This window comes from Fodinicola acaciae, from assembly GCF_010993745.1.
Lineage (GTDB): Bacteria > Actinomycetota > Actinomycetes > Mycobacteriales > HKI-0501 > Fodinicola > Fodinicola acaciae.
Genome location: NZ_WOTN01000001.1, coordinates 1,753,572 through 1,776,241, shown reverse-complemented (window position 1 = coordinate 1,776,241; position 22,670 = coordinate 1,753,572). Strand labels below are relative to the sequence as shown.

Sequence of the window (22,670 nt, the reverse complement as noted above, 5' to 3'; positions counted from 1 at the left end):
CTGGGATTGCCGTCGGACGGCTACCTGTTCGTGTCGGCCTCACATGCGTGTTCCGCGGCCACAAAACCGAAAACCATAGTGTTGCCGATGCTGCCACCGGCCCCCAGATACTGCCGGCCCATCACGGTGGCGGTGATGTTTCCGGTCGCGTACAGGCCAGCTAACGGCCCGCCGGCACCGAGTACGCGTGCGTGTTCGTCCGTCACCAACCCGCCACATGTGCCCACGTCGCTGGGAAAGATCGGGAGGGCATAGAACGGCGCCCGGTCGATCGGCCCGATGGCCGGATTGGTTTTGTTGGCGGGATCGCCCAAATGTTTGTTGTACGCGGACTCCCCGCGGCCGTACGCCGGATCGAGTCCGTCGCGCGCATGCAGATTGAACTCGGTGACCGTCCTGGCCAGACCGGTGGCGTCGATCCCGCAGGCCCGAGCGAGTGCGGTCACCGTTTCGGCCGTTTTGATCTCACCGCTCTTCAGCCATTCGGCGGGCAGCCGACCGACACTGGTTTGCGAGTGGGTGTACGCGCGCCGGTAGCTGTCGTCGAAGACCAGCCAGCACGGCACCGCCTTCCGCGCGAACATGGCCTTCCCGACCTCGACGTAGGAATTGGCCTCGTTGCAGAAACGTTTCCCCGCGTTGTCAACGAAAATGGTGTGTGGCCGTTGGCGCGCGCTGTTCAACGCCGACATGCCGAAGTACGCCGACGGACTGGGCAGCCACCAAGCCTCGTCCAGCAGGTCGGTCCGCGCACCGAGCGCCATCGCAGCGGCCAGCACCTCGCCCGTGTCACCCGGATTGGACATCGACCATTCACCCGACGTCCGCTGGTCACCGCCGTACTTCAGCCGCATGTCCTTGTTGTGCGCGAAACCTCCGGCGGCCAGTAGCACGCCTTTGCGGGCCTGGACTGTCAAGATGACATTGTTGCGGCGGACGAGTACGCCGGTCACCTGCCCGTCCTCGACGACGAGATCCTCAACAGTGGCGTCCAGCCAGATCGGGATGTCTCGCGCGACGGCGCGTTCCACCAACTGCCCGACCAACGAGGAGCCGTTTGTCAGCACCGGCCGGCGAAACACCGAAGCGCGCAGCGTCCGCAACGCGATCCGAGCGGTGACGCCAAGACTGCGCAACGACCGGTTGAAGTGCATCATGTACGGGATTTCCTCAGTCATCGCCGAAAACCCGATGGAGGCGGCCAAACCCGGTTGCAGCTTCAGCCGCCACTCGCCGAGCCGGCGCGCGTCGTACGGAATGCCTTCGATGGACCGTCCCTGCGCGTTGCCGCCCTTGGCCGTGTCGTAGTAGTCGGGATATCCGGCACATCGGTGGAAAAGCAGCCCGGCGCCCTGCAGGAAGGAGACCATCCGCGGTCCGGCGGTGAGATACGCGTGCCGCCGCTCGCGCGACGAGCCGGGCCCGGCATTGCCGACGACGTCCTCGAAGTAGGCCATCCCGTCGTCGTACGAGTCGGCGATGCCGTCCACCTTCATCAACGGATTGTCCGGGATCCACACCATTCCACCGGACATCGCGGTCGAGCCGCCGACCAGCGGTTGTTTTTCGATGACCAGAGCCGAGTTTCCCAGGTCGGCCGCCCGCAACGCGCCGACCAGCCCGCCACCGCCGCTGCCGACGCTGACGAAATCGTACGAGGAGTCCCAGTCCGGCATGGCTCAGCCCACCGTCGTCCCGGCTGCCCGCAGCAGATCGGGCATCGTGAGGGGAAAACCGGCCGAAGAGCCGCCGTCCACCGCCAGGACCGCCCCCGTCACGTACGCCGACCGGTCGCTGGCCAGATAGAGCGCGGCCTCGGCGACATCGGCGGGCGTGCCGGTTTTCCGCAGCGGACGGGTCATGTTCATGACGGCGCGGTACGGCGCCGTGCTCTCGTCGTCCATCGAGCTGGCGAGCAGTTCGGTGGGGATGTTGCCGGGCGCGATGCAGTTGACGCGCACGCCGTGCTCGGCCAGGTCGATCGCGACCGACTTGCTCAGGTGAATGACCGCCGCTTTGGAGGCGCGGTAGCTCATCACCCCGCGCCCGGCGGTGATTCCGCCGATCGAGGTGACGTTCACGATCGAGCCGCCGCCGTTGGCGGCCATGTGCCGGGCGGCGTGCTGCGTGCCCGCCATCACCCCGAGCACGTTGATCGCCATCACCCGGTCGAAGTCGGCGAAGTCGTCGTCCAGGAAGGCGGCGTGCATGGCGCCGGAGACACCGGCGTTGTTGACCATGACGTGGAGCCCGCCGAAGGTGTCCACCGCGTACGCCACCAGATCCCGCATCTCGTCGGGATTGGCGACATCGGTCCTGCGGAACGCGAAGGCCGGTCCGGAGGCGACGACCCGGCCGCGTTCCTCGTCGACATCGGCAACCACGACCCGGGCGCCGGCGGCCGCGAAACGCTCTGAGATGCCACGACCCAGGCCCGCGGCGCCGCCGGTGACGATCGCGACCCGTCCTGACAGCTCGCTCATGTCCTCGCCTTTCTCGACTACCACGCGACCGGGAGTTCGTAGACGCCGTACGCCAAGCGGTCCTGCTTGAACCGGATCTGGTCGATCGTGGTGGCCAGCCGCAGCGCCGGCACCCGGCGGAAAATCGTCGGGAACACCACCTGCAGCTCGACCCGCGCCAGCTGCTGGCCGATGCACTGGTGAGCGCCGTAGCCGAACGCGTGATGCTCGCGCGCCGAGCGCCGTACGTCCAGCTCGTCGGGGCGGTCGAACGTACGCGGGTCACGGTTGGCGGTGGCGAACTCGATCAGGATGCCCTCGCCCGCACGGATCACCTCGCCGGCGATGTCGATGTCCGCGGTGGCGATCCGCCGCTGCGCGCCATGGATGATGCCCAGATAGCGGAGCAGCTCCTCGACGGCGTTCGCGACGGCGTCGTCGTCCGCTTCCCGCAGCAGCGCCAGCTGGTCGGGATTTTCCAGCAGTACGAGCGTGCCAAGGCCGATCATGTTGGCGCTGGTTTCGTGGCCGGCGACCAAGAGCCCCAGCGCCATCTGCGCTGCCTCGGCCACGCCGATCTCGCCGGCGTTGACCCGCGCGGCGAAGTCGGAGACAACGTCATCCTGTGGCGCGGCCATCCGTTTCTGGACCAGCCCGGCCAGATATTCGTTCTGTGCCGCGAACGCCTTCATCGCCGCCTCGCCGGTGGCGTTGCTGTCTATGCCGATGGCCGCCTGTTTCTGGAAAAACTCGTGATCCTCGTACGGCACGCCAAGAATCTCGCTGATCATCAGCGTCGGCAGCGGCAGCGCCAATGCCTCGACCAGATCGGCCGGCTGCGGCCCGGCGACCATCCGGTCGAGCAGATCCTCGGTCATTTTCTGTACGACCGGCCGCATCGCCTGGACCCGCTTGACCGTGAACGGCGCGGTCATCCTGCGGCGGTGCTGCGTGTGCACCGGCGGGTCGGTGTTGAAAACCGCGTCCGGCCGGTGCGGCGCCATCGCCGCCATTCCCTCGTGCCAGTGCGGAAATCCCGGCAGCCGGTCGTCGACGCTGACGCGCGGGTCGGCGAGCAACGCACGCTGCTCCCGGTGGCCGGTCACGATCCATGGCGTGCTGCCGTTCCAGATTCGTACGCGGGACAGCGGCCGCTCGGCGACCGTCGTTCGCAGTGGCGGCGGCGGGTCGAACGGGCAGCCCTCCGCGCGCGGCATCGGAAAGTACGGAACGTCGGTCGCAGGTTCGGTCATCTCAGTCCTCAACGTCGATGTGAATGGCGGCAGCGGGGCAGACCGCGACGGCGTGGCGTACGCCGTCCTGCGTCCCGGCCGGCGCCGACGGCGTGAGAAGCACCACGACGCCGTCCTCGTCGCGCTGGTCGAAGACCTCCGGCGCCGCCAGAGCGCACTGCCCGGCGCCGATGCATTTGTCCTGCTCGATACTGACCCGCACGGCGGATCTCCTCCCGGATGAGATCGAAGACTACGTTCCGAGACTACTTTCAATCAACCGCTTGACGCAAAGTCGCGTACGGGTGTCTACTGCCTCACAGCCGTGTGACTGCGACCACTCGCAAATCGCCCAAGGGGGCCAGATGACCGACATACCGAAACGCCTGGGACCGAGATGATGATCGCGATTCCGCAGACCCCCGACCTGTCACGGATGCGCCGAGAGGTTGGCGCGCGGCTCCGGGAGACTATGACGGCGCAGGGCGTCGACGTCCTCGTGCTGCTCGGCAACAGCAACGTCACGTACGCGACCGGCGCCAGCTGGCCACTCGGCGACTGGGGTCTCGCACATGACGACCGGCCGGTGGCCGTAGTGCTCGCCAGTGACGACTGGCCGCATCTGTTCCTGCCGTTCAGCGAGGGTTTGGCGCACGAGTCGGCGCTACCGGCCGACCACATCCACCCGCCGGTCTATCTCGAGTTCGACGAGGGCGTGGAGAAGTTCGCCGCCGTACTCGCCGATCTCGCACCGGCCGGCGCGGCGTACGCAGTCGACGAGCTCACCGGTGCGATGCGACGTAACCACGAGCGACTGTTCCGCGGCCAAACCCCGGCTGACGGCGTCTCGCTGATGGCCATGGCGAAGCTGATCAAGACACCGGACGAGCTGGCTTGCCTGCGGATCGCGTCGCGCATCACGGCCGAGGCGATGGTCGACATCGACGCGGCGGTCGCGCCAGGGGTCCGGCAGATCGACCTGTCCGCCCGGTTCGTACGCCGCTCCTTCGAGCTGGGCGCGACGGCGTACCTGCTCGACCCGATCTGGGAGGTCATGCCACCCAGCCGGGCCGAGCAGGAGGTGTGGACGCCGCACGGCGATCTCTCGCTGCCCCGCAAGTCCACCGAACGCGAGCTCGCCCGCGGTGACGTGCTGTGGACCGACGTGAGCATCACGTACGAGGGATATTGCTCGGACTTCGGGCGCACCTGGTGCGTCGGCCAGGACCCGGCGCCGCGTCAGCAAGCGCAGTTCCGCCGGTGGCGGGAGATCCTCGACGCCGTGCTCGCGGTGCTCAGGGCCGGCGTCACCGCGGCCGACCTGACCCGGGCGGCCATCGAGGCCAACGGCGGCGAGCGGCCGTGGGTCGAGCACTTCTACCTCGGTCACGGGCTGGGCGTCGACGCGGCGGAGCTGCCGTTCGTGGGCACCGACCTGGGCCAGGCATTCGACGAGAACCAGGTGTTGCAGGCCGGCAGCGTGCTCGTACTGGAGCCAATCGCCTGGGCGGACAACACCGGCGGATTCCGCGCTGAGGAGATCTTCGTGATCACGGACGACGGCTACATCCAGCTCACCGATTACCCCTATCACCCCTATGGCGACTGACGTCGTGCCGCACGACCACGCTCTGCGCTCCGGGCGGCGTGAGCGTGTGTTGGCGCAAATGAAAGCCCACGATCTCGACGCGCTCATCGTCGGCCGCGCCGCCAATGTCCATTACGTGACCGGCGCGATCACCCTGTGGCTCGCCGGGACCTCACCGTTCGCACCGACCTGTGCGTTGACCCGGTCAGGCGATATTCACCTGTTCAGCCAATGGGACGACGAGGGCATCCCGGACGACATCCCGCATGAGCACCTGTTCACCCTGACCTGGAACCCGATGAACACCATCGAGCTCCTGCGCGGGATAAAGGGCGTCGCGGACGCGCGGCGCGTCGGGACCGACGCACTGTCGCCGATGTTCGGCCAGTTGCTGCCGATGGCGTTCCCGGCGGCGGAGCTGGTCGACGGTGAGCCGGCGATGCGAGCGGCCCGCCGGATCAAGACGATCGAAGAGCTGACGGCCATCCGCGAGTCCGTCGCGGTCGCCGAAGCCGGCCTGGCCGCGGCGGTCGGCGAGCTCCGGCCCGGAGTCACCGAGCGGGAGCTGTCCGGTGTGCTGCTGGAAGCGGCGGCCGCGGGTGGCGTGACCACCCCGGCCGTGCAGGACGCCGCGTGGATCACCAGCCGCCAGCACCGGTGGCGGCGCGTACGAGAGCAGCGGGCGGCCGTGCCTGGCGATCTGGTCGCGTTCTCCGCCGGGGTGGTCGCCGGCGGATACATCGGCGAGGTCGGCCGGACGTACCCGGTCAGCGGAGAGCGGGACGAGCCCACCAACGGGCTGTACGGCCGGTGCGACGCGCTCTGGGATCGGCTGATCTCCGCCTGCCGCGCGGGCGCACCAGCGAGCCGGCTGTTCGACGCGTACGAGGCGGCCGGCGAGCCGTTGCCGCCAATGGCAGTGGCGCGCGGGCTGGGCCTTGGCTTCGATCCGCCGGTCGTGACTCGCGGCCTGCCCGCCACCGCGGCCGCCGAGACACTCGAGGCGGGCATGGTGTTCGCGCTCACCGCCTACGTGTGGGAGCAGGACATCGGCGCGGTTTTCCGGAGAGACACCATCGTCATCACCGACGGCGACGCCGAGGTGTTGTCCCATGGCTGACCGTCCTACCCCCGAGCAGATCATCCGCTACGACAAGGATCCGGCGACCCGGATCGCCACCATCACCTTCGACCGGCCCGAGCAGCTCAACGCGCCGACGGTCGGTGCCCGACTCCGGTACGCCGAGCTGCTGCACCGCGCCAACATCGACGACGAGGTCAAGGTGCTGGTCATCCGTGGGGCCGGCAACGATCTGGGCAGCGGCGTCGATCTCCCGGAGTTCATGGAGATCTACGGGTCGGACGACGACGAGCCGCGGCTGCGGGAGTTCACCCTCTCGGCCGCGGACGACGTACGGTTGCCGCCGCGCGGCTCGTTCCGCGGCGGAGCGCAGATCGGCCAGTGGTTCGCCGATCCGCGGTCGGGCTGTCGCACCCTGCAGGACTTCAAGAAGATCAGCATCCTGGAGGCCAAGGGGTACTGCTACGGCTGGCACTTCTACCAGGCGGCCGACGCGGACCTGGTGATCTCGTCTGACGACGCGCTGTTCGGGCACGCCGCGTTCCGCTATGCCGGCTGGGGTCCGCGGATGTGGACCTGGGCGCAGACCATGGGGCTGCGCAAGTTCCAGGAAATGGTGTTCACCGGCCGGCCGTTCACCGCCGCCGAGATGCACGAATGCAACTTCCTCAACTCGGTTGTGCCTCGCGACCAGCTGGCCGCCGAGGTCGACAAGTACGCGCTCGCCTGCGCCCGTAACCGGCCGACCGACACCGTCTACCAGCAGAAGCTGTTCTTCATGATGATGAAACAGTTTCAGGGCGAATACCTGGGCAGCATGCTCACCGGCCTATTCGAGAGCCTGGGCAACTACGCCCGCCCCGACAAGGACGAGCTGGTGCTCGACGACGGAGTTTTCGAGCGTGGTCTGAACAACGCCGTCAAGGACAACGACGCCCAGTTCCCCCCAGACTTCCGGCTCAGCCGGAAGGGCCGAAGGAAACCGGAATGAACCCCCTCGCCGGTTTCACGGTCGTCGACCTGTCGGTCGGGATCGCCGGTGCGTACTGCACCAAGATCCTGGCCGACGGGGGTGCCAACGTCATCAGGGTGGAGCCGCCGCAGGGTGATCCGCTGCGGCGGTGGTCGGCCTCCGGCGCCGACATCCCGCCGGACTCCGACGGTGCTCTGTTCAGCTTTTTGTCCTGTTCCAAGAAAAGCGTCGTCGCTGACCCGGACGGCGTACGTGCGCTGCTGGCTGGCGCCGACGCGGTCCTGTGGTCGCAGGGTTCGCCTTTGCACCCGTACGAGATCCGCGCGGCCCACCCGCATCTGACGGTCACCTCGATCACCCCGTTCGGGTTGGCGGGGCCGTGGCGGGACAAGCCGGCCACCGAGTTCACCCTGCAGGCGTGGTCCGGCGGCATCATCGGTCTCGGCCGCGGCGCGCCCGACCGGGCCCCGGTCCACATCGGTGGGCAGGTCGGCGAGTGGTTGGCCGGTGCGTACGCGGCGGCCGGAACGCTGATCGGCCGGGGCCGCCTCGTCGACCTCTCGATGCTGGAAGTCAACGTCCTGTGCCTCACCTACTACCCGGTGACCTTCTTCGAGGTGAACGGCCGGCCGTTCCGCTCGGTACGGTCGCTGTTCATCCCCGGGGTGTCCACGGCGAAGGACGGGCTCGTCGCGCTCGGCTGCGCGACGGCACAACAGTTGATGGACCTGTGCGCGATGGTCGGCCATCCGGAATGGGTCGACACTGACGCGCCCATCGCCATCTTCGAGGTCACCACGAAGCACGCCGCGCAGATCTACGGCTGGATCGCGGAGCACACGGTCGCCGAGATCTGTGAGCTGGCGACCGCCTTCCGGATCCCGAACGGGCCGGTCGGCAATGGGTCGGTCATCCCCGGTTTCGAGCAGTTCGCGGACACCTTCCGGCCGCATCCGCGCGACGGGTTCCGACAGCCGCGTCCGGCGTACCGACTGACCCCGGACGTGCTCCGCGAGCCGGTCGGCATCGAGCCGTACGCCGCAGAACCGGATTCCGACTTCCCCCGGACGCCACCGGATCCACGCCTTCCGCTCTCGGGGATGCGGGTGCTGGACATGACGGCGTTCTGGGCCGGCCCGTCGTGTACGCATGTGCTGGCGATGCTCGGCGCCGAGGTGATCCACCTGGAGTCCACCACCCGTCCCGACGGCACCCGGATGATCGCCGGTGTGCCGATGACCGAGGACCGGTGGTGGGAGAAGTCCGGGATATTCGCCGGGCTCAACACCAACAAGAAGAGCGTGACGATCAACTTCCAGACCGAGCGCGGCCAGCAGCTGGTACGCGAGTTGATCGCCCAATGCAATGTGGTCGTGGAAAACTACACGCCGCGAGTGCTGGACCAGGTCGGACTGGGCTACGACGCCGTACGCGCGATCCGGCCCGATGCGATCATGGTTCGCATGCCGGGCTTCGGTCTGGCCGGGCCGTGGCGTGACAACACGGCTCTGGCGTACGTCATCGAGGACGTGTCCGGGCTGACCTGGCTGACCGGCCATCCGGACCAGAATCCGGTCGAGCCGTACACGCTGGGCGACCCGAACGCCGGGCTACACGCCCTCAACGGCCTGCTGCTCGCGCTCGAGCACCGGCGGCGTACGGGCGAGGGCATGCTGGTCGAGGCTTCGATGGCCGAGGCCGCGATCAACATCGCCGCCGAGCAGGTCATCGAGCACTCCGCGTACGGCGCGCGGCTCGACCGGGCGGGTAACCGCGGGCCGGTGTCGGCGCCGCAGAACCTCTACCGGACGGCCGAGCCGGACGAGTCCGGCGGCGACGACTCGTGGGTGGCGATCGCGGTCAGCACCGACGAGCAGTGGTCGGCGCTGTGCCAGGCGATCGACCGGCCCGACTGGATCGCGCAGATGCCGGACGCCGCGGCCCGGCGAACGCGGCACGATCTCATCGACAAGCAGCTGAGCCTGTGGTGCGCACGGCGTACCAGCGCCGAGATCGTTGACCTGCTCTGGGAGGCCGGTGTCCCGGTCGCGCCGGTGCTGCAGCCACATCGCCAGACCGAGCTTGAGCAGCTGCGGGCGCGCGGTTTCTTCGAGACCGTCGAACATCCGGTGGTGGGCAGTGCCCGTTACAGCACCCTGCCGTTTCGGTTGGGAGATGAGATGCACCGGCGGCACGCGCCGCTTCTTGGCGAGCACAACACCGAAGTGCTGAGCGGACTCGGGTTGACCGCCGACCAGATCGCCGCGCTCGCGGAGGAAGGCGTGATCGGTGACCGGCCAGCCTGGTAGTGACGCATGAACCTGACGACGTTGCTGGACATGGCGGCCGACGGCTCGGACGGGCGTACGGTGCTCGGCGAGCTGTCGGCCGGCGACCTGCGTACGGCGGCGCGGCGCGGCGCGGTGGTGTTGACCCAGGCCGGGGCGTCCGCGGTGGTCTATCTGGCGCCGAACGGGCCGGCGTTTCCGGTCGCGCTGTTCGCGGCCGCTGTCGCCGGGGTGCCGTTCGTACCGGTCAACTATCGATTGGGGGAGGCGCAGCTGATTTCCTTGCTGGCCAACCACCCGGGCGCTTTGGTGATCGCCACCGGGCCGCAGGCCGTGATCGCCAAGCCGGGCGCCGCGGGACTGGTGACCCCGGACGAATGGTTTGACCTGACGACCGACCGGCCCGGCAACCCGTTGCCGGAACCGGATCCGGAGTCGACGGCGGTGATCATCTACACCAGTGGGACCACCTCAGCGCCCAAAGGTGTGCTCCTGAAGCACGCCAACCTCGTGTCGTACGTGATCGGCACGGTCGAGTTCGGCAGCGCGGCCGCCGGCGAGGCGTCTTTGTTGTGCGCGCCGCCCTACCACATCGCGGGCGTGTCGAACGTGCTGACCAACCTTTATTCCGGCCGCCGGCTGGTGTTTCTCGATCCGTTCACGCCGGCCGGCTGGCTCGACGCCGTACGCGGCGAGCGGGTCACCCACGCGATGGTGGTGCCGACCATGCTGGCCCGGATCATGGCCGACGACACCGTGGACCGTAAGGTCCCGAGCCTGCGTACGCTCGCGTACGGCGGCGCGTCGATGCCGCCGCGGGTCATCGAACAGGCAATGCGTGAATGGCCCGACGTCGGGTTCGTCAACGCATACGGGCTGACCGAGACCAGCTCGACCGTCTGCGTTCTCGGACCCGACGACCACCGGAACGCGTTCGCCGCGACCGACCCGGACGCGCGCGCCCGGCTGCATTCGGCCGGGCGCCCGATCCCCGGTGTGGCGATCGAAGTCCGCGACCCAGCCGGGAAGGTCGTGCCCGTCGGGGTCTCCGGGCGCATCTGGATCCGCGGCGCCCAGGTTTCCGCGGGATATGCCGGAAAGCCGGGACGAAGCGACGGTTGGCTCGACACCCGCGACCTCGGCCGGCTCGACAGCGCGGGCTTCCTGTTCATCGAAGGCCGCGAGGACGACACGATCATCAGGGGAGCGGAGAACATCGCTCCCGCCGAGATCGAGGACGTGCTGCTGCGGCTGAGCGGCGTTGCCGACGCCGTTGTCGTTGGCGTCCCCGACCAGGAGTGGGGGCAGCGGATCGAGGCGGTCGTCGCGCCCGAGCCCGGTGTCTCGCTGGACCCGGACCAGCTTCGCGAGAGCGTCCGCCAGGTCGTACGCGGCTCCAAAACCCCCGACCGGATCGCCGTCTGGGACGAGTTGCCGCGTACCCCCACCGGCAAGATCCGGCGCGACGACATCGTCGCCCAACTAGGGCCTGCCTCGAAGTCCCAGGCGGCGATAGCCGAGCCCAAACGCCGCGTGCCGGCACCGGCCGATGACCCACCATAGCGCTGCTATTTGGGCCATCGTCCGGCACCGGCACACGACGTTTGGATCTCGACTCTCATCCACCTGGGACTTCGAGACAGACCCTAGGGGCACACCGATGACCGTCCTCACGTTGCTGAGTAACCACCGGGACACGCTGCTGTCGATGTACGCGGCGATGGTGAAGACCCGGCTGTGCGAGGAGGCCGTCCTGTCCCTGGCCGGGGCCGACTACCTGCCCGTACGAGGGCAGGAGGCGGTCGCCGCCGGGACCGCGGCGGCCCTGGACGAGGGCGACCGGCTGGTCACGACCCGGCGCTGCCTGCATGAGCTGGTCGCCTGCGGCGTGCCGCTGCGAGACGTCGTACGGCTGGCGGCCGCGCAGTGGGGTGCCGCGGAGGCGCGTGCGTCGGCTCCGGCGCACGGTGTCATTTTCTCCACCGGCACTCCGGGGGCGGGCATTCCGGTGGCGGCTGGCGCGGCCCTTGCCGCGAAGGTCACCGGGAGCGACCGGGTGGTGGTCGTGTCGTTTGGTGACGGTGCGACGAACACCGGCGCTTTCCACGAGGCGGCGAACCTGGCGGCCGTACAACGGCTGCCGCTTGTGCTGCTGTGCCAGAACAATCTCTACAGCCGTTACACCCCGGTGCTGGAAACGATGCGAATCAACCGGATCGCGGCGCGGGCGCAGGCGTACGGGATGCCGGGACGGACCGTTGACGGCAACGACCCGGTGGCCGTACGCGAGGCGGTCGGCGAGGCGGTCGCTTTGGCCAGGGCCGGTGGCGGGCCGATGCTGGTGGAGTGCGTGACGTTCCGGCTCGGCGGCTATCGGGCCGGGGACGGGCCGGACTACATCCCGCCGGAGGACCTGGCGATGGCCATGGCGGAGGATCCCGTGCCGCGATACGAGCGGTGGCTGCGGGAGACCACTGGCATCGATCCGGAGAGCCTGGCGCGGATCGCGTCGGCCGCCAGGCGTGAGGTCGAGGAGGTCATCTCATGGTGAGCGAGTACTCCGGTCGCGATGCGCTCAACCAGGCCCTCCGTCGCGCCCTCGCCGCCGATGATCGCGTTTTGCTCCTCGGTCAGGACATCGCCGACCCGATTGGCGGCGCGTACGGAGTCACCGGCGGCCTGTCGACCACGTACGGTCGCCACCGGGTGGTCAACCTGCCCGGCCCGGTGACCGGCATGACCGGCGTCGCTGTCGGCGCGGCGCTGGAGGGGATGGTCCCGGTCGTCGAGCTTTCGGTCGCGGCGATCGCCGGGCCGGCGTTGGATCAGCTGGCGCATGCGGCGGCGCTTTTCCCCGGAGCTAACGGGTACGGCTCACCGGTCTTCCGGGTGCCGATGCCCGCTGACGCCCTGCGTGGCGGCGCGCGTACGCGCTGGTTCGCGTTGATCCCGGGCCTGAACGTGCTGACCCCGCGTACTCCCGCCGAAGCCGAGACCTTCCTGCACGCCGCGATCCTCGACCCGGCTCCGTGTGTCGTCGTCGAGCCGGTCGCCCTCTACGACGCGACCGGCCCTCGGTCAGCCGCCGCGCCGGCCCGGTTCTGACACGGGCGCGGTCAGCAATCCCACGATCGCGTCGATGATCACCGCGGCCGACTCGCTCCAGGACGGAAACGGCAGCGGCAGGCCGTTTGCCATGGCGCGTTCGAGGTCGGCGCAGCTGTGCACGATGACGTGGCTGGCGATCCGCGTACGCTCGCGCTTCAGCTCCGGCGACAGCTCCGGCAGGCAGCGGTCGAGACCGCGCAGCAGGCGCCGGAAGGTCGCCGTGTTGGTCTCCTGTACGGCGATGTCGCGCAATGTCGGGTCGGCCACGATCTGGACGCCGAGCCGCGCATGCCAGCCGGGAACACCGTCGGCGTCGAAGATGTCGGTGTACGGGTAGACCAGGCATTCGATCCAGTCGCGCAGCGACTCCGACTCGCCGACCTGGTCAAGCATCTTGTCCCGCAGCAGGTCGACCCGCGTGTTGTAGCGGCGCAGCAGCTCCCTGACCAGGTCGGCCTTCGACTCGAAGTAGTAGCCGACGACGGATGTGTCGCCGCGGCCGGCGGCGGCGGCGATCTGGCGGTTGGAGACGGCTTGGACGCCTTCCTCGGCGAACAGTCGCTCGGCCGCGTCCAGGATCGCCCGCCGGGTTTCGGTGTTGCCGGCGCCGCTGCTCATCCGAGACCGGGTGATGGCTGGCTTCGGCACGATGGAGAGCTTAGCCGCCTCATGGTTGGTCAGCGCGCTGCCCAATTGATGGTCTTGGTTTGCAGGAACTCGTCGAGCCCGAACTCGCCCCACTCGCGACCGATCCCGCTCTGCTTGTAACCCCCGAACGCCGCACGGGGCGAGACCCCGGCGCTGCCGCCGTTGATGGTGACCGTGCCGGTACGCAGGCGGGCGGCGATGTCGTACGCGGCCACCATGTCGGCGGTGAAGACGCCGCCGGACAGACCGTACGGGCTGTCGTTGGCGATCTCGACGGCCTCGTCATCGGTGCGGAACGGGATGACGACACCGACCGGGCCGAAGATTTCCGTACGTGCGATCGTCATCGCGTTGGTGATACCGGTGAACAGCGTGGGCTCCACGAAAAAGCCGCGGTCGAGGCCGGCCGGACGCCCACCGCCGAAGACGACCTGCCCGCCCTGCTGTTCGCCGGAGCGGATCAGCTTCTCCACTTTCGCTCGCTGTGCCGCACTGATCAGCGGACCCATCGTGGTGGCCGCCTCGATCGGGTCGCCGACCACGACCCTCGCCAGCCCGGTGCGGACCCGCTCCACCAGCTCGTCGTGCACCGACTCGTGGACCAACGTGCGGGTCAGCAGCGAGCAACCCTGCCCGGCGTGCGTGGTGATGCCGGCAAGCGTGGACCGCGCGGCGGCGTCGAGGTCGGCGTCGGCGCGTACGATGTTCGCCGACTTGCCGCCGAGCTCCAAAACGACCTTCTTCATGGAGGCGGCGGCCTGGGCGTAGACCGTCCGGCCGACCGAATCCGAGCCGGTGAAGCTCACCACGTCGACCATCGGATCGGTGGTGAGCACCCGGCCAGCCTCGGCGTCGCCGGTGACGACGTTGACCACCCCCGGCGGGATGCCGGCCACGTCGGCGAGATCACCGATCAGCAGTGACTCCAGTGGCGTCATCGGCGCCGGCTTCAGCACCGCCGTGCAGCCGGCGGCCAGGGCCGGGATCAGCTTCATCATGCTGAGGAAGAACGGGAAGTTGTACGCCGGGATCAGCGCGCACACGCCGTACGCCTCACGGCGCAGCACACCCTGGAAGATGGCCGGACCCACGGTGGGCTCGATCGCCCGCTCCCAGGCGAAGCGGGGCAGCACGCGCTCGGCCATGTCCCGCAGGTGCGCCACCGGCACGCCGGTCTGGATGCTCTCCGCCAGTGCCCGCACCGATCCCGCCTCGGCCATGTTGACCGCCACCAGCTCCGGCATCCGGCGCTCGGCCTCCTCGGCCATCCGCAGCAGCACCGCTGCTCGCTCGGCCGGCTTCATCCGTGGCCACGGGCCGTCGTCGAACGACGTACGGGCGGCGGTGATGGCCTGCCGTACGTCGGCCATGGACGCCTTGGGGACCTCGGCGATCTGCTCCTGTGTCGCCGGGTTACGGACCGTCGTCCAGTGGTCCGAACCGCCGTCGGTACGCCGGCCGCCGATATAGAGCTGCGAGGAGAACATGGATTAAGGATACTGAATTTGGCTAGACTGTGATGGTGTCATGGGAAGCGATAGCTAAGTCATCTTATTGGGAGCACCCAATACGGCTGTGTGGTCGGGTGATGCGGCAGGATCGCGCGTTGCTCATGGCGATCGTGAACCGCACCCCGGACTCCTTCTACGACCGTGGCCGGACGTACGACTGGGCGAGTGCCGTCGCCGCCGTCGAGCGGGCCGTCGCCGAGGGCGCGGACGTCATCGACGTCGGAGGCGTCAAGGCAGGGCCCGGAGCCGAGGTGGACGTACGCGAGGAGATCCGCCGGGTGATTCCGGTGGTGGCGGAGATCCGTGGCCGGTTTCCCGAGGTGGCGATCAGCGTCGACACCTGGCGGCACGAGGTCGGCCGGCCGGCCTGCCAGGAGGGCGCCGACCTGCTCAACGACAGCTGGGCCGGCGCCGATCCGCAGCTCGCCGAGGTGGCCGCCGAGTTCGGCGCCGGCTATGTCTGTACGCACACCGGCACCGCCGCTCCGCGTACCCGGCCACACCGGGTCGCGTTTGGCGATGTGGTGGCGGACGTGGTCAACGAGGTCATGCACCGCGCCGAGGCGTTGGTGCGCGCGGGCGTTCCGCGAGAGGGCATCCTGATCGACCCCGCGCACGACTTCGGGAAGAACACCTGGCATTCGCTGGAGCTGACCCGGCGGTTCGGCGAGTTGACCGGGCTCGGCTGGCCGGTGCTGGCGTCGGTGTCCAACAAGGACTTCATCGGTGAGGCGCTGGACGCGGCGGTGCCGGACCGGCTCGCCGGCAGCCTCGCGGTCACCGCGGTGTGCGCCTGGCAGGGCGCCGCCATGTTCCGTACGCACAATGTCGGCCAGACCCGAGAGGTCCTGGACATGGTCGCGGTGCTGGCGGGACGTAAGCCGCCGACGCGAGCCGTACGCGGGCTGGCGTGATCGTCGCCGTCGCCAGTTGCCCGCAGCCGCCGCTGCTGCTTCCCGGTGTGACCGGCGGTGTGGTGCCCGAGGTCGAGAAACTGCGCGCGTCCTGCGCGGCCGCGATCGACCACCTCGCCGCCGCCGACCTCATCGCGGTCGTCGGGGGTGCGGCGCGTACGGGTCGGTGGTCGCCGCTGGCTCCTTCCCCGCGACTTTTGTTTGCACCGTATGGGAAACCGGAGCCCGACGAGACGCTGCCGCTCAGTCTCGCCGTCGCCCGGGAGCTGCTGGCCAGTGTCAGGCTGCCGATCGAGCTGCATGGCATCGACCACGCGTCGCCGCCCGCGGATTGCCGCGCGTACGGCCGCGGTCTCGCCCGCCACGCTGACCGGATTGGCCTGCTGGTCATGGCCGACGGCAGTGCGCGACGCGGCCCGAAGGCACCCGGATATGCCGATCCACGTGCATTGGTGGTGGACCGGCAAATCGAGGACGCTCTGCGTTCCGGCGCGTTCGAGCGACTGCTCGGGCTGCGGCCAGACGTGGCCGACGACCTGCTGATCGGCGGCCGGGCGGCATGGCAGGTGCTGGCCGGCGCGTGCGGATCGCTCGTCCGCACCGAATGTCACTACAGCGACGATCCGTTCGGTGTTTGGTATCCGGTGTTCAGCGCGAGGCTGGACAGCGCGTAGGCGGCGCGGCGCTTGCGGCCCACCAGGAAGCTGGGCGGCGCGAAATACCCGATGTCGCGGGGGAGCGATCCGGCGCGGCGTACCAGCGTCTGCTTCGCGTCCGACGTCGTACCGCAGATGGCGATCTCGGCAAGCATCTCGTCGGTGACGGCGGCGGCCATTCCGTCGGTGTCGCCTCTCCGGAACGCTGTTCGCAGCTGTCGGACCGGACTCTCCCAGTCGTGGTGAGTGACGTAGGGGTCGTACGTTTTCACGGTGAGATAGAACGCGATCATCCGCCGCGCGTCGGCGATCGCGCGCTCCGGGGCCGCGTCGTCGATGGCGGTGATGATCCAGCCATGCTCGGCCGCCGGCTCCGGACGCGGGTATGCGTCATGCACCGCCGGTCGTACGACGTCGTCCCACCACGAGCGGGTGAACAGCCCGTGCCCGATGACGCCGTCGGCGATCCGGCCGGCGGTTTCGGCCATGCGTTTGTTGAACGCGGCGAGCAGCACCGGCACGTCCAACCGGCCGAGGACCGGTGCGCGTACGTCGGCGTCGATCTCGTAGAACTCGCCGGAATAGCGGACTTTTTCGCCGTTGTCCGCCCGCAGCCAGGCGCGGACGGCCTGCGCGGTCTCGGCGACCCGGTCCACCGGGCGATCGGCGGGCACGGCGAACCAGTCGCGGTTGACGCGGTAAGCACCGGTGCCCAGCCCGAGGAACAGCCGGCCGGGTGCCGCCGCGTGCAGTTGCCGGATCGCGGTGGCATGCGCGTACGGAGTCCTGGCGAAGGCGTACGCGATGGCCGGGCCGACCAGTGCGCGATCGGTGTGCGCGACCATCTCGGCGAGCGTGAGGTACGCGTCGTGGTCGGCGAAATCGCCGGTGCAGAACGCGCTGACACCGGCGCGCTCGGCCTCGCGGGCGAGGGCGGCGCCGGGCCATGGCATGCCGAAGCGCATAAAGTGTGCTCTTTTCAGCGAAGGTGCCACCGTTGCCTAGGCACCGCGGAACGGTCGATGTCGGCCTTGCCGATCGGGTTACCGAGCTGTGTGTAGGACAACCCGGTGCGCAATGCCTGCGTGCGGGAGGTGTCCAGCGATTCCCAGATCGCTCGTACGGTGCCCTGGATCGCGGCCGGCGGCTTGGCGGCGATGATCCGGGCGATCTCGTCGGCGCGGTGCCACAGCTGATCGCGTGGCACCACCTCGCTGACCAGGCCGATCTGCAGGGCGCGCGCCGCCGAGAGCCGTTCGTCCAGGCCGAGCAGCGCGATCCGCAGGGCTTCGCCGAGCGGAATCCGCCGGGCCAGACCGATCGGCTCCAGCGCGGCGGTCATCCCGTAGCTGACGTGCGGGTCGAAAAACGTGGCGTCCGCGGAGCAGATCACGATATCGGCTTCGTTGAGCCAGTAGAACGCGCCGCCGGCGGCCATGCCGTGAACCGCGCAGACCAGCGGTTTCCACACCTGGTTGAGTTTGGGGGAGAGGTGTTCGCCCGGATCGGTCTGGCTCCAGACGTTCGGGTGCCGGTCGATGCCCTCCTTGACGTCCACCCCCGTACAGAATGCCTGGTCACCCTCGGCGCGCAGGACGACGACGCGTGCGTCGTCATCTGTTTTGACCGTCCGCCAGATCGCCGCGAAGTCGTCCAGCATCGCCTGGTTGAAGCTGTTCATGGCGTCCGGGCGGTTGAGCGTGACGGTCGCGACGTGATCGGTCAGGTCATACCGTACGGTCATAGGCTGCACTGATTAATAGTATACTCTTTTTCCGGGAGGTGCCGATGAAGGTGCGGATTGGGCAGACGCTGGCGAGCACTGTCGACACGACGGCGGTCATCGTGGTGCGCGCGCCTGACGACGATCTGGCGATCACCTGCGGCGGGGCTCCGATGGTGGATCCGCGCGGCCCGGAGGCGGGCATCGCGGGGCGGGCCGATCCGGCTCAGCAGGGCGGTGCGCTGCTCGGCAAGCGCTATGCGGACAACGAGCTCGGCTTGGAGTTGCTGTGCACCAAGCCGGGCCAGGGAACGCTGGCCGTGAACGGCGTGCCGCTGCCACTGAAACCCGCCAAGCCGCTTCCCGCCTCCGACTAACCATCTGCCTGATGGGTGCCCTGGGTGAGGGAGCGCCCGCCGCGCAGGCGTGTCGGTCAGCGGGGGGCCATCCGGATGGCGCCGTCGAGGCGGACGGTCTGGCCGTTGAGGTACGGGTTTTCCAGCAGCTCGATGGCCAGCCGCGCGTAGTCGTCCGGGGCACCGAGGCGCTTGGGGTGCGGCACCGACGCGGCCAGGGCCGTACGGATGTCGGTGCGCAGCCGGCCGAGCATTGGCGTGTCCATCACGCCGGGAGCGATCGTGTTGACCCGAATCTGCCAGCTGGCCAGGTCGCGGGCGGCGACCAGTGTCATGCCGTGTACGCCGGCCTTCGACGCACTGTACGAGGTCTGGCCGATCTGACCGTCAAACGCGGCGACCGATGCGGTGAGTACGATCGCACCGCGGTCGCCGTCGTCCAGGAGGTCGTTCTCGGCGATGCGCGATGCGGCCAGCCGCAGCACGTTGTACGTGCCGACCAGGTTGATCCGCACGACTTCGGCGAACGTTTCCAGCCCTCCGGGCACCCGATCTCTGTTGATGATTCGGGTACGGTCACCGCCGCGGCCGGCGCAGTGCACGACGAAGCGTACGCCGGCGGCCGCGTCCAACGCGTTCGCGACATCCGCCTCGTCGGTCACGTCGGTGCGTACGAAGCGGGCGGCCCCGTCGAGCTCGGCGGCGGCTTTTTCGCCCTGTTCTTCAGAAACATCGGTGATCACCACACGCCCGCCGCGCGCGGCGATGCGGCGGGCGGTGGCCAGGCCGAGCCCGGAGGCGCCGCCGGTGACCAGGCATACCGACTCGTTGACGCGCATGGACGAACTCCTCACAATCCCAGGGATTTGCTGATGATTGTTTTCATGACCTCGCTGGTGCCGCCGTAGATACGGCTGACCCGCGCGTCCGCGTACAGCCGTGCGATCGGATATTCCAGGATGTATCCGTATCCGCCATGCAACTGTAGGCAGCAGTCGACCACGCGGCCCTGCATCTCGGTGCAGAACAGCTTGGTTTTCGCCGCGTCGACCGCGCTCAGCTCGCGGTTGACATGCGCGGCGACGGCCGCGTCCAGCATCGCCTGACCGGCCGCCAGTTCGGTGGCCATGGCGGCCAGTTCGAACTTGGTGTTCTGGAAATCCGCGACCGGCTTACCGAAGACGCGCCGGTCGCGCACGTACGCGATCGTCTGGTCGACCGCCGCGCGCGCCTGGGCCACCGCGCCGACCGCGATGGCCAGCCGTTCCTGGGCCAGATTGCTGGTGAGATGCGTGAACGCCGCGCCTTCGTCGCCGAGCAGGTTGGCCGCCGGCACGCGTACGTCGGTGAACGACAGCTCCACCGTGTCCTGCACAGTCAGCCCGAGTTTTTCCAGCTTGCGGCCGACTGTGTAGCCGTGCATGCCTTTTTCCACCACGAGCAGCGAAAGTCCGCTCCGGCGGTTGTCCGGATCGGTGCCGGTGCGGGCCACCGCGATCACCAGGTCGGCGTGCTGGCCACCGGTGATGAACGTCTTCGCGCCGTTGAGCACGAAATGGTCGCCGGCACGGACCGCCTTCGTGGTGATGCCGGCCAGGTCGGACCCGGCGCCCGGCTCGCTCATCGCGATCGCGGTGTAGAGCTCGCCGCGGGCCAGCCTGGCAAACCAGCGGTCGCGCTGTTCTTCGTTGGCAAGACTGAGAAAATACGGCAGGACGACGTCCAGGTGCGTACGCAAGCCGCCCAGTGTCACGCCCGCCCTCGCGGTCTCCTCCTGGATGACGACGTTGAAGCGGTAGTCGTCCTGACCGCCGCCACCGTACGTTTCCGGGATGGCGGTGCCGATGATGCCGAGCTTGCCCAGCTCGGTGAACAGCTCGCGGGGCACCAGCCCGGCGCGCCGCCACCGCTCGTACACCGGCTCGACCTCGCGGGCCAAGAACTCCCGCACCAGCATCCGGAAGTCCTCGTGGTCCTGGTTGAAGAGGGTCCGGCGCACCGAAAAAGAGTATCATCAATTGTGATGTTGACAATTGCCTCGCGAGAGCAGGTCTCGTAGGTTCGCCGTATCGTTCGGTGATGAGGAGACCAAATCATGCGAGATGCCGTCATCGTCGACGCGGTACGTACGCCGATCGGGAAGCGCGACGGTGCACTCGCGCAGGTGCACGCGGCCGACCTGTCGGCCCACGTGCTCAACGCGCTGGTGGAACGCACCGGGGTCGATCCGGCGACCGTGGACGACGTGATGTGGGGTTGCGTGACGCAGATCGGCGATCAGTCGAGCAATGTCGCCAGGAGCGCGGTGCTGGCCGCCGGCTGGCCCGAGCACGTGCCGGGCGTGACGATCAACCGCGCGTGCGGCTCCAGCCAGCAGTCCGTGGACTCCGCCGCTCACGCGGTCATGGCCGGCCAGTACGACCTGGTGGTGGCCGGCGGCGTGGAGACGATGACGCGGATCCCGCTCGGCGCGCACCGCACCACCGGCCAACCGTACGGGCCCTCGGTTTTGGCGCGCTACAACGGTTTCGAGTTCAACCAGGGCATCGGCGCCGAGCTCATCGCGCAGCGGTGGGCCTTCAGCCGCGAGCTGCTCGACGCGTACGCGGGCAGGTCGCACGCCAACGCGGCCGCCGCGATCGACGCGGGTGTCTTCGACGACCATCTCGTGCCGGTCGAGGTGGACGGCACGACGTTCACCACGGATGAAGGGCTGCGGCGGGGCACGTCGGTCGAGACGCTGGCACGCCTCACACCGTCGTTCAAATCGGACGGTGTCATCCACGCTGGCAACGCCTCGCAGATCTCGGACGGAGCCGCCGCGCTGCTCATCACGACGACCGAGCGGGCCCGCGAGCTGGGTCTGACCCCGCTGGCCCGCTACCACAGCGGCGCGGTCAGCGGCGCCGACCCGATCACCATGCTGACCGGCCCGATCCCGGCGACGGCGAAGGTGCTTGGCCGGGCCCGGCTGTCCATCGAAGACATCGGGGTTTTCGAGGTCAACGAGGCCTTCGCCCCGGTCCCGCTGGCCTGGCTCGCCGAGACCGGCGCCGATCCGGCGCGCCTGAACCCGCTGGGCGGTGCGATCGCCGTCGGCCACCCACTCGGCGCGTCCGGGGCGATCCTGATGACCCGTCTGCTCGCGCAGATGCGGCGCACGGGGTCGCGCTATGGCCTGCAGACCATGTGCGAGGGCGGTGGCACCGCCAACGCCACCATTATCGAGCTGCTCAGCTGAGCCAGGGCCGGTGGGCAGGTCAGAACTGGGGTTGTTGCGGGCGTTTGCGGACGATGGCGCCGGCGTCGACCCGGAGTTGGACGCCGGTTACGTAGCGGGATTCGTCGGAGACCAGGAAAAGGACGGCCTCGGCGACATCGCCGGGCTCCACGTACGGCAGGCCGAAGGCGGTCATGACGTGGAATGCCGGCAGTGCGTCCTCGCGGGTCGGGTTTTCCAGGTCCGGGCGGAATTCCCGGTACATCGAGTCGTTGTTGAGCATGTCGGTGTTGGTGTTCGTGGGGTGCACCGCGTTCGCCCGAATGCGCCGCGGGGCCAGCGCGATGGCGAGGTCGTTGACAAAGCTGGCCACCGAGCGTTTCGCGAAGGAATAGCCGAGTTTCCCGAAGTCCGGGCGGCCGTTGTCGGACGGCGGCATCAACGCCGCGGCCGAACCGGTGGCGACGATGGCGGCGCCGTCGGGCAGGTGCGGGAGCGCGGCCTCGACGGTGTGTACGACGCCGTTGAAGTCGACCGTGATCGCATCGAGAAAGGGCTGTGCATCGGCCAAAGTTCCAATAGGGGCGATCCCGGCCTGTGCGATGACGGCGTCCAGTTTGCCGAGTGCTGCGACGCCTTCGGCAACAGCAGCCAGCATTGCGGCCCGATCGCGTACGTCGGCGGTGAGAGCGACGATCCGGCGGCCGAGTTTTTCCACCTGCCGTACGGTTTCGTCGAAGTCTTCGCGGGTGGCCAACGGGTAGCGGACGCTGTCGATCTGCGCGCACAGGTCGACGGCGATGATGTCGGCGCCCTCCTGTGCGAGCCGTAGTGCGTGTGCGCGTCCCTGTCCGCGGGCGGCTCCGGTGATGAGTACGACCTTGTCCTGTACGCGTCCCATGATGTGCCC

General features: G+C 68.8%; 22 protein-coding genes. 11 read left to right on the top strand and 11 right to left on the bottom strand.

Annotated elements, in window-relative coordinates; translation table 11 throughout:
• Positions 1-20: 20 nt before the first annotated feature.
• Genes GNX95_RS08350 through GNX95_RS08335 form a run of 4 tightly spaced genes read right to left on the bottom strand, consistent with a single transcriptional unit; the run spans position 21 to position 3,917 of the window.
• Positions 21-1,676, bottom strand: a complete 1,656-nt coding sequence (locus GNX95_RS08350; RefSeq protein ID WP_163506535.1) for an FAD-binding protein — start codon at positions 1,674-1,676, stop codon at positions 21-23.
• Positions 1,677-1,679: 3 nt separating this feature from the next.
• Positions 1,680-2,483 carry an SDR family NAD(P)-dependent oxidoreductase gene (locus tag GNX95_RS08345; protein WP_163506534.1) on the bottom strand — a complete coding sequence of 268 codons (804 nt, stop codon included), beginning with the start codon at positions 2,481-2,483 and terminating at the stop codon, positions 1,680-1,682.
• Positions 2,484-2,500: 17 nt separating this feature from the next.
• A complete protein-coding gene (locus tag GNX95_RS08340; protein ID WP_163506533.1) occupies positions 2,501-3,715 on the bottom strand; it encodes a cytochrome P450 in 1,215 nt (404 codons plus the stop codon).
• A 1-nt stretch (position 3,716) separates the two neighbouring features.
• Positions 3,717-3,917, bottom strand: coding sequence for a ferredoxin (locus GNX95_RS08335; RefSeq protein WP_163506532.1), 201 nt, complete (start codon positions 3,915-3,917; stop codon positions 3,717-3,719).
• A gap of 174 nt (positions 3,918-4,091) precedes the next feature.
• Between GNX95_RS08335 and GNX95_RS08330 the strand changes: the two genes are divergently transcribed.
• The 7 genes from GNX95_RS08330 (at position 4,092) to GNX95_RS08300 (ending at position 12,729) form a co-directional block, all read left to right on the top strand.
• The gene (locus GNX95_RS08330) at positions 4,092-5,303 is read left to right on the top strand and encodes a M24 family metallopeptidase (protein ID WP_163506531.1); all 1,212 of its coding nucleotides are present in this window, start codon (positions 4,092-4,094) and stop codon (positions 5,301-5,303) included.
• Entirely contained in the window at positions 5,293-6,402 is a 1,110-nt protein-coding gene (locus tag GNX95_RS08325; protein ID WP_163506530.1) for a M24 family metallopeptidase, read from the top strand. Before GNX95_RS08330 ends, GNX95_RS08325 begins: the two co-directional genes overlap by 11 nt.
• A complete protein-coding gene (locus GNX95_RS08320; RefSeq protein ID WP_163506529.1) occupies positions 6,395-7,354 on the top strand; it encodes an enoyl-CoA hydratase/isomerase family protein in 960 nt (319 codons plus the stop codon). Before GNX95_RS08325 ends, GNX95_RS08320 begins: the two co-directional genes overlap by 8 nt.
• A complete protein-coding gene (locus tag GNX95_RS08315) occupies positions 7,351-9,645 on the top strand; it encodes a CaiB/BaiF CoA-transferase family protein (protein WP_163506528.1) in 2,295 nt (764 codons plus the stop codon). Before GNX95_RS08320 ends, GNX95_RS08315 begins: the two co-directional genes overlap by 4 nt.
• Before the next feature lie 6 nt (positions 9,646-9,651).
• Complete coding sequence (locus tag GNX95_RS08310) at positions 9,652-11,187, top strand: class I adenylate-forming enzyme family protein (RefSeq protein WP_163506527.1); 1,536 nt, start codon at positions 9,652-9,654, stop codon at positions 11,185-11,187.
• Positions 11,188-11,284: 97 nt separating this feature from the next.
• Entirely contained in the window at positions 11,285-12,175 is an 891-nt protein-coding gene (locus GNX95_RS08305) for a thiamine pyrophosphate-dependent dehydrogenase E1 component subunit alpha (protein WP_163506526.1), read from the top strand.
• The gene (locus GNX95_RS08300; protein WP_163506525.1) at positions 12,169-12,729 is read left to right on the top strand and encodes a hypothetical protein; all 561 of its coding nucleotides are present in this window, start codon (positions 12,169-12,171) and stop codon (positions 12,727-12,729) included. Before GNX95_RS08305 ends, GNX95_RS08300 begins: the two co-directional genes overlap by 7 nt.
• Here GNX95_RS08300 and GNX95_RS08295 read toward each other — a convergent pair.
• Positions 12,703-13,380 carry a TetR/AcrR family transcriptional regulator gene (locus tag GNX95_RS08295; protein WP_222853463.1) on the bottom strand — a complete coding sequence of 226 codons (678 nt, stop codon included), beginning with the start codon at positions 13,378-13,380 and terminating at the stop codon, positions 12,703-12,705. The two genes, GNX95_RS08300 and GNX95_RS08295, sit on opposite strands and share 27 nt — an antisense overlap.
• Before the next feature lie 29 nt (positions 13,381-13,409).
• Positions 13,410-14,867: an aldehyde dehydrogenase family protein gene (locus GNX95_RS08290; protein ID WP_163506524.1), complete on the bottom strand. Its 1,458-nt coding sequence runs from the start codon at positions 14,865-14,867 to the stop codon at positions 13,410-13,412.
• 32 nt (positions 14,868-14,899) lie between these two features.
• On the opposite strand from GNX95_RS08290, the gene folP reads away from it, so the two are divergent.
• Positions 14,900-15,805, top strand: a complete 906-nt coding sequence (gene folP, locus GNX95_RS08285) for a dihydropteroate synthase (RefSeq protein WP_222853462.1) — start codon at positions 14,900-14,902, stop codon at positions 15,803-15,805.
• Positions 15,802-16,479 (top strand): class III extradiol ring-cleavage dioxygenase family protein, encoded by a 678-nt coding sequence (locus GNX95_RS08280; protein ID WP_163506522.1) that lies wholly within the window; start codon positions 15,802-15,804, stop codon positions 16,477-16,479. Before folP ends, GNX95_RS08280 begins: the two co-directional genes overlap by 4 nt.
• On the opposite strand, the gene GNX95_RS08275 is transcribed toward GNX95_RS08280, so the two are convergent.
• Positions 16,416-17,426, bottom strand: coding sequence for an LLM class flavin-dependent oxidoreductase (locus tag GNX95_RS08275; protein ID WP_163506521.1), 1,011 nt, complete (start codon positions 17,424-17,426; stop codon positions 16,416-16,418). The genes GNX95_RS08280 and GNX95_RS08275 overlap by 64 nt on opposite strands.
• 14 nt (positions 17,427-17,440) lie before the next feature.
• Positions 17,441-18,205 carry an enoyl-CoA hydratase/isomerase family protein gene (locus tag GNX95_RS08270; protein WP_163507925.1) on the bottom strand — a complete coding sequence of 255 codons (765 nt, stop codon included), beginning with the start codon at positions 18,203-18,205 and terminating at the stop codon, positions 17,441-17,443.
• 44 nt (positions 18,206-18,249) lie between these two features.
• Between GNX95_RS08270 and GNX95_RS08265 the strand changes: the two genes are divergently transcribed.
• Complete coding sequence (locus GNX95_RS08265; RefSeq protein WP_163506520.1) at positions 18,250-18,561, top strand: hypothetical protein; 312 nt, start codon at positions 18,250-18,252, stop codon at positions 18,559-18,561.
• A gap of 56 nt (positions 18,562-18,617) precedes the next feature.
• On the opposite strand, the gene GNX95_RS08260 is transcribed toward GNX95_RS08265, so the two are convergent.
• Positions 18,618-19,379, bottom strand: coding sequence for an SDR family NAD(P)-dependent oxidoreductase (locus GNX95_RS08260; protein ID WP_163506519.1), 762 nt, complete (start codon positions 19,377-19,379; stop codon positions 18,618-18,620).
• A gap of 11 nt (positions 19,380-19,390) precedes the next feature.
• Positions 19,391-20,539 carry an acyl-CoA dehydrogenase family protein gene (locus tag GNX95_RS08255; protein ID WP_163506518.1) on the bottom strand — a complete coding sequence of 383 codons (1,149 nt, stop codon included), beginning with the start codon at positions 20,537-20,539 and terminating at the stop codon, positions 19,391-19,393.
• Between the two features lie 96 nt (positions 20,540-20,635).
• Here GNX95_RS08255 and GNX95_RS08250 point away from each other — a divergent pair, with 96 nt between their 5' ends.
• The gene (locus GNX95_RS08250) at positions 20,636-21,781 is read left to right on the top strand and encodes a thiolase family protein (RefSeq protein WP_163506517.1); all 1,146 of its coding nucleotides are present in this window, start codon (positions 20,636-20,638) and stop codon (positions 21,779-21,781) included.
• Positions 21,782-21,800: 19 nt separating this feature from the next.
• Here the strand turns inward: GNX95_RS08250 and GNX95_RS08245 are convergent, their stop codons facing one another.
• The gene (locus GNX95_RS08245; RefSeq protein WP_163506516.1) at positions 21,801-22,661 is read right to left on the bottom strand and encodes a mycofactocin-coupled SDR family oxidoreductase; all 861 of its coding nucleotides are present in this window, start codon (positions 22,659-22,661) and stop codon (positions 21,801-21,803) included.
• Positions 22,662-22,670 lie beyond the last annotated feature (9 nt).

Coding starts and splice junctions, on each gene's coding strand:
- GNX95_RS08345 (WP_163506534.1), bottom strand. CDS start 2,483: ATGAGCGAGCTGTCAGGACGGGTCGCGATCGTCACCGGCGGCGCCGCG.
- GNX95_RS08305 (WP_163506526.1), top strand. CDS start 11,285: ATGACCGTCCTCACGTTGCTGAGTAACCACCGGGACACGCTGCTGTCG.
- GNX95_RS08250 (WP_163506517.1), top strand. CDS start 20,636: ATGCGAGATGCCGTCATCGTCGACGCGGTACGTACGCCGATCGGGAAG.
- GNX95_RS08245 (WP_163506516.1), bottom strand. CDS start 22,661: ATGGGACGCGTACAGGACAAGGTCGTACTCATCACCGGAGCCGCCCGC.
- GNX95_RS08275 (WP_163506521.1), bottom strand. CDS start 17,426: ATGCGCTTCGGCATGCCATGGCCCGGCGCCGCCCTCGCCCGCGAGGCC.
- GNX95_RS08290 (WP_163506524.1), bottom strand. CDS start 14,867: ATGTTCTCCTCGCAGCTCTATATCGGCGGCCGGCGTACCGACGGCGGT.
- GNX95_RS08320 (WP_163506529.1), top strand. CDS start 6,395: ATGGCTGACCGTCCTACCCCCGAGCAGATCATCCGCTACGACAAGGAT.
- GNX95_RS08270 (WP_163507925.1), bottom strand. CDS start 18,205: ATGACCGTACGGTATGACCTGACCGATCACGTCGCGACCGTCACGCTC.
- GNX95_RS08330 (WP_163506531.1), top strand. CDS start 4,092: ATGATGATCGCGATTCCGCAGACCCCCGACCTGTCACGGATGCGCCGA.
- folP (WP_222853462.1), top strand. CDS start 14,900: ATGGTGTCATGGGAAGCGATAGCTAAGTCATCTTATTGGGAGCACCCA.
- GNX95_RS08340 (WP_163506533.1), bottom strand. CDS start 3,715: ATGACCGAACCTGCGACCGACGTTCCGTACTTTCCGATGCCGCGCGCG.
- GNX95_RS08315 (WP_163506528.1), top strand. CDS start 7,351: ATGAACCCCCTCGCCGGTTTCACGGTCGTCGACCTGTCGGTCGGGATC.
- GNX95_RS08350 (WP_163506535.1), bottom strand. CDS start 1,676: ATGCCGGACTGGGACTCCTCGTACGATTTCGTCAGCGTCGGCAGCGGC.
- GNX95_RS08265 (WP_163506520.1), top strand. CDS start 18,250: ATGAAGGTGCGGATTGGGCAGACGCTGGCGAGCACTGTCGACACGACG.
- GNX95_RS08325 (WP_163506530.1), top strand. CDS start 5,293: ATGGCGACTGACGTCGTGCCGCACGACCACGCTCTGCGCTCCGGGCGG.
- GNX95_RS08260 (WP_163506519.1), bottom strand. CDS start 19,379: ATGCGCGTCAACGAGTCGGTATGCCTGGTCACCGGCGGCGCCTCCGGG.
- GNX95_RS08310 (WP_163506527.1), top strand. CDS start 9,652: ATGAACCTGACGACGTTGCTGGACATGGCGGCCGACGGCTCGGACGGG.
- GNX95_RS08300 (WP_163506525.1), top strand. CDS start 12,169: ATGGTGAGCGAGTACTCCGGTCGCGATGCGCTCAACCAGGCCCTCCGT.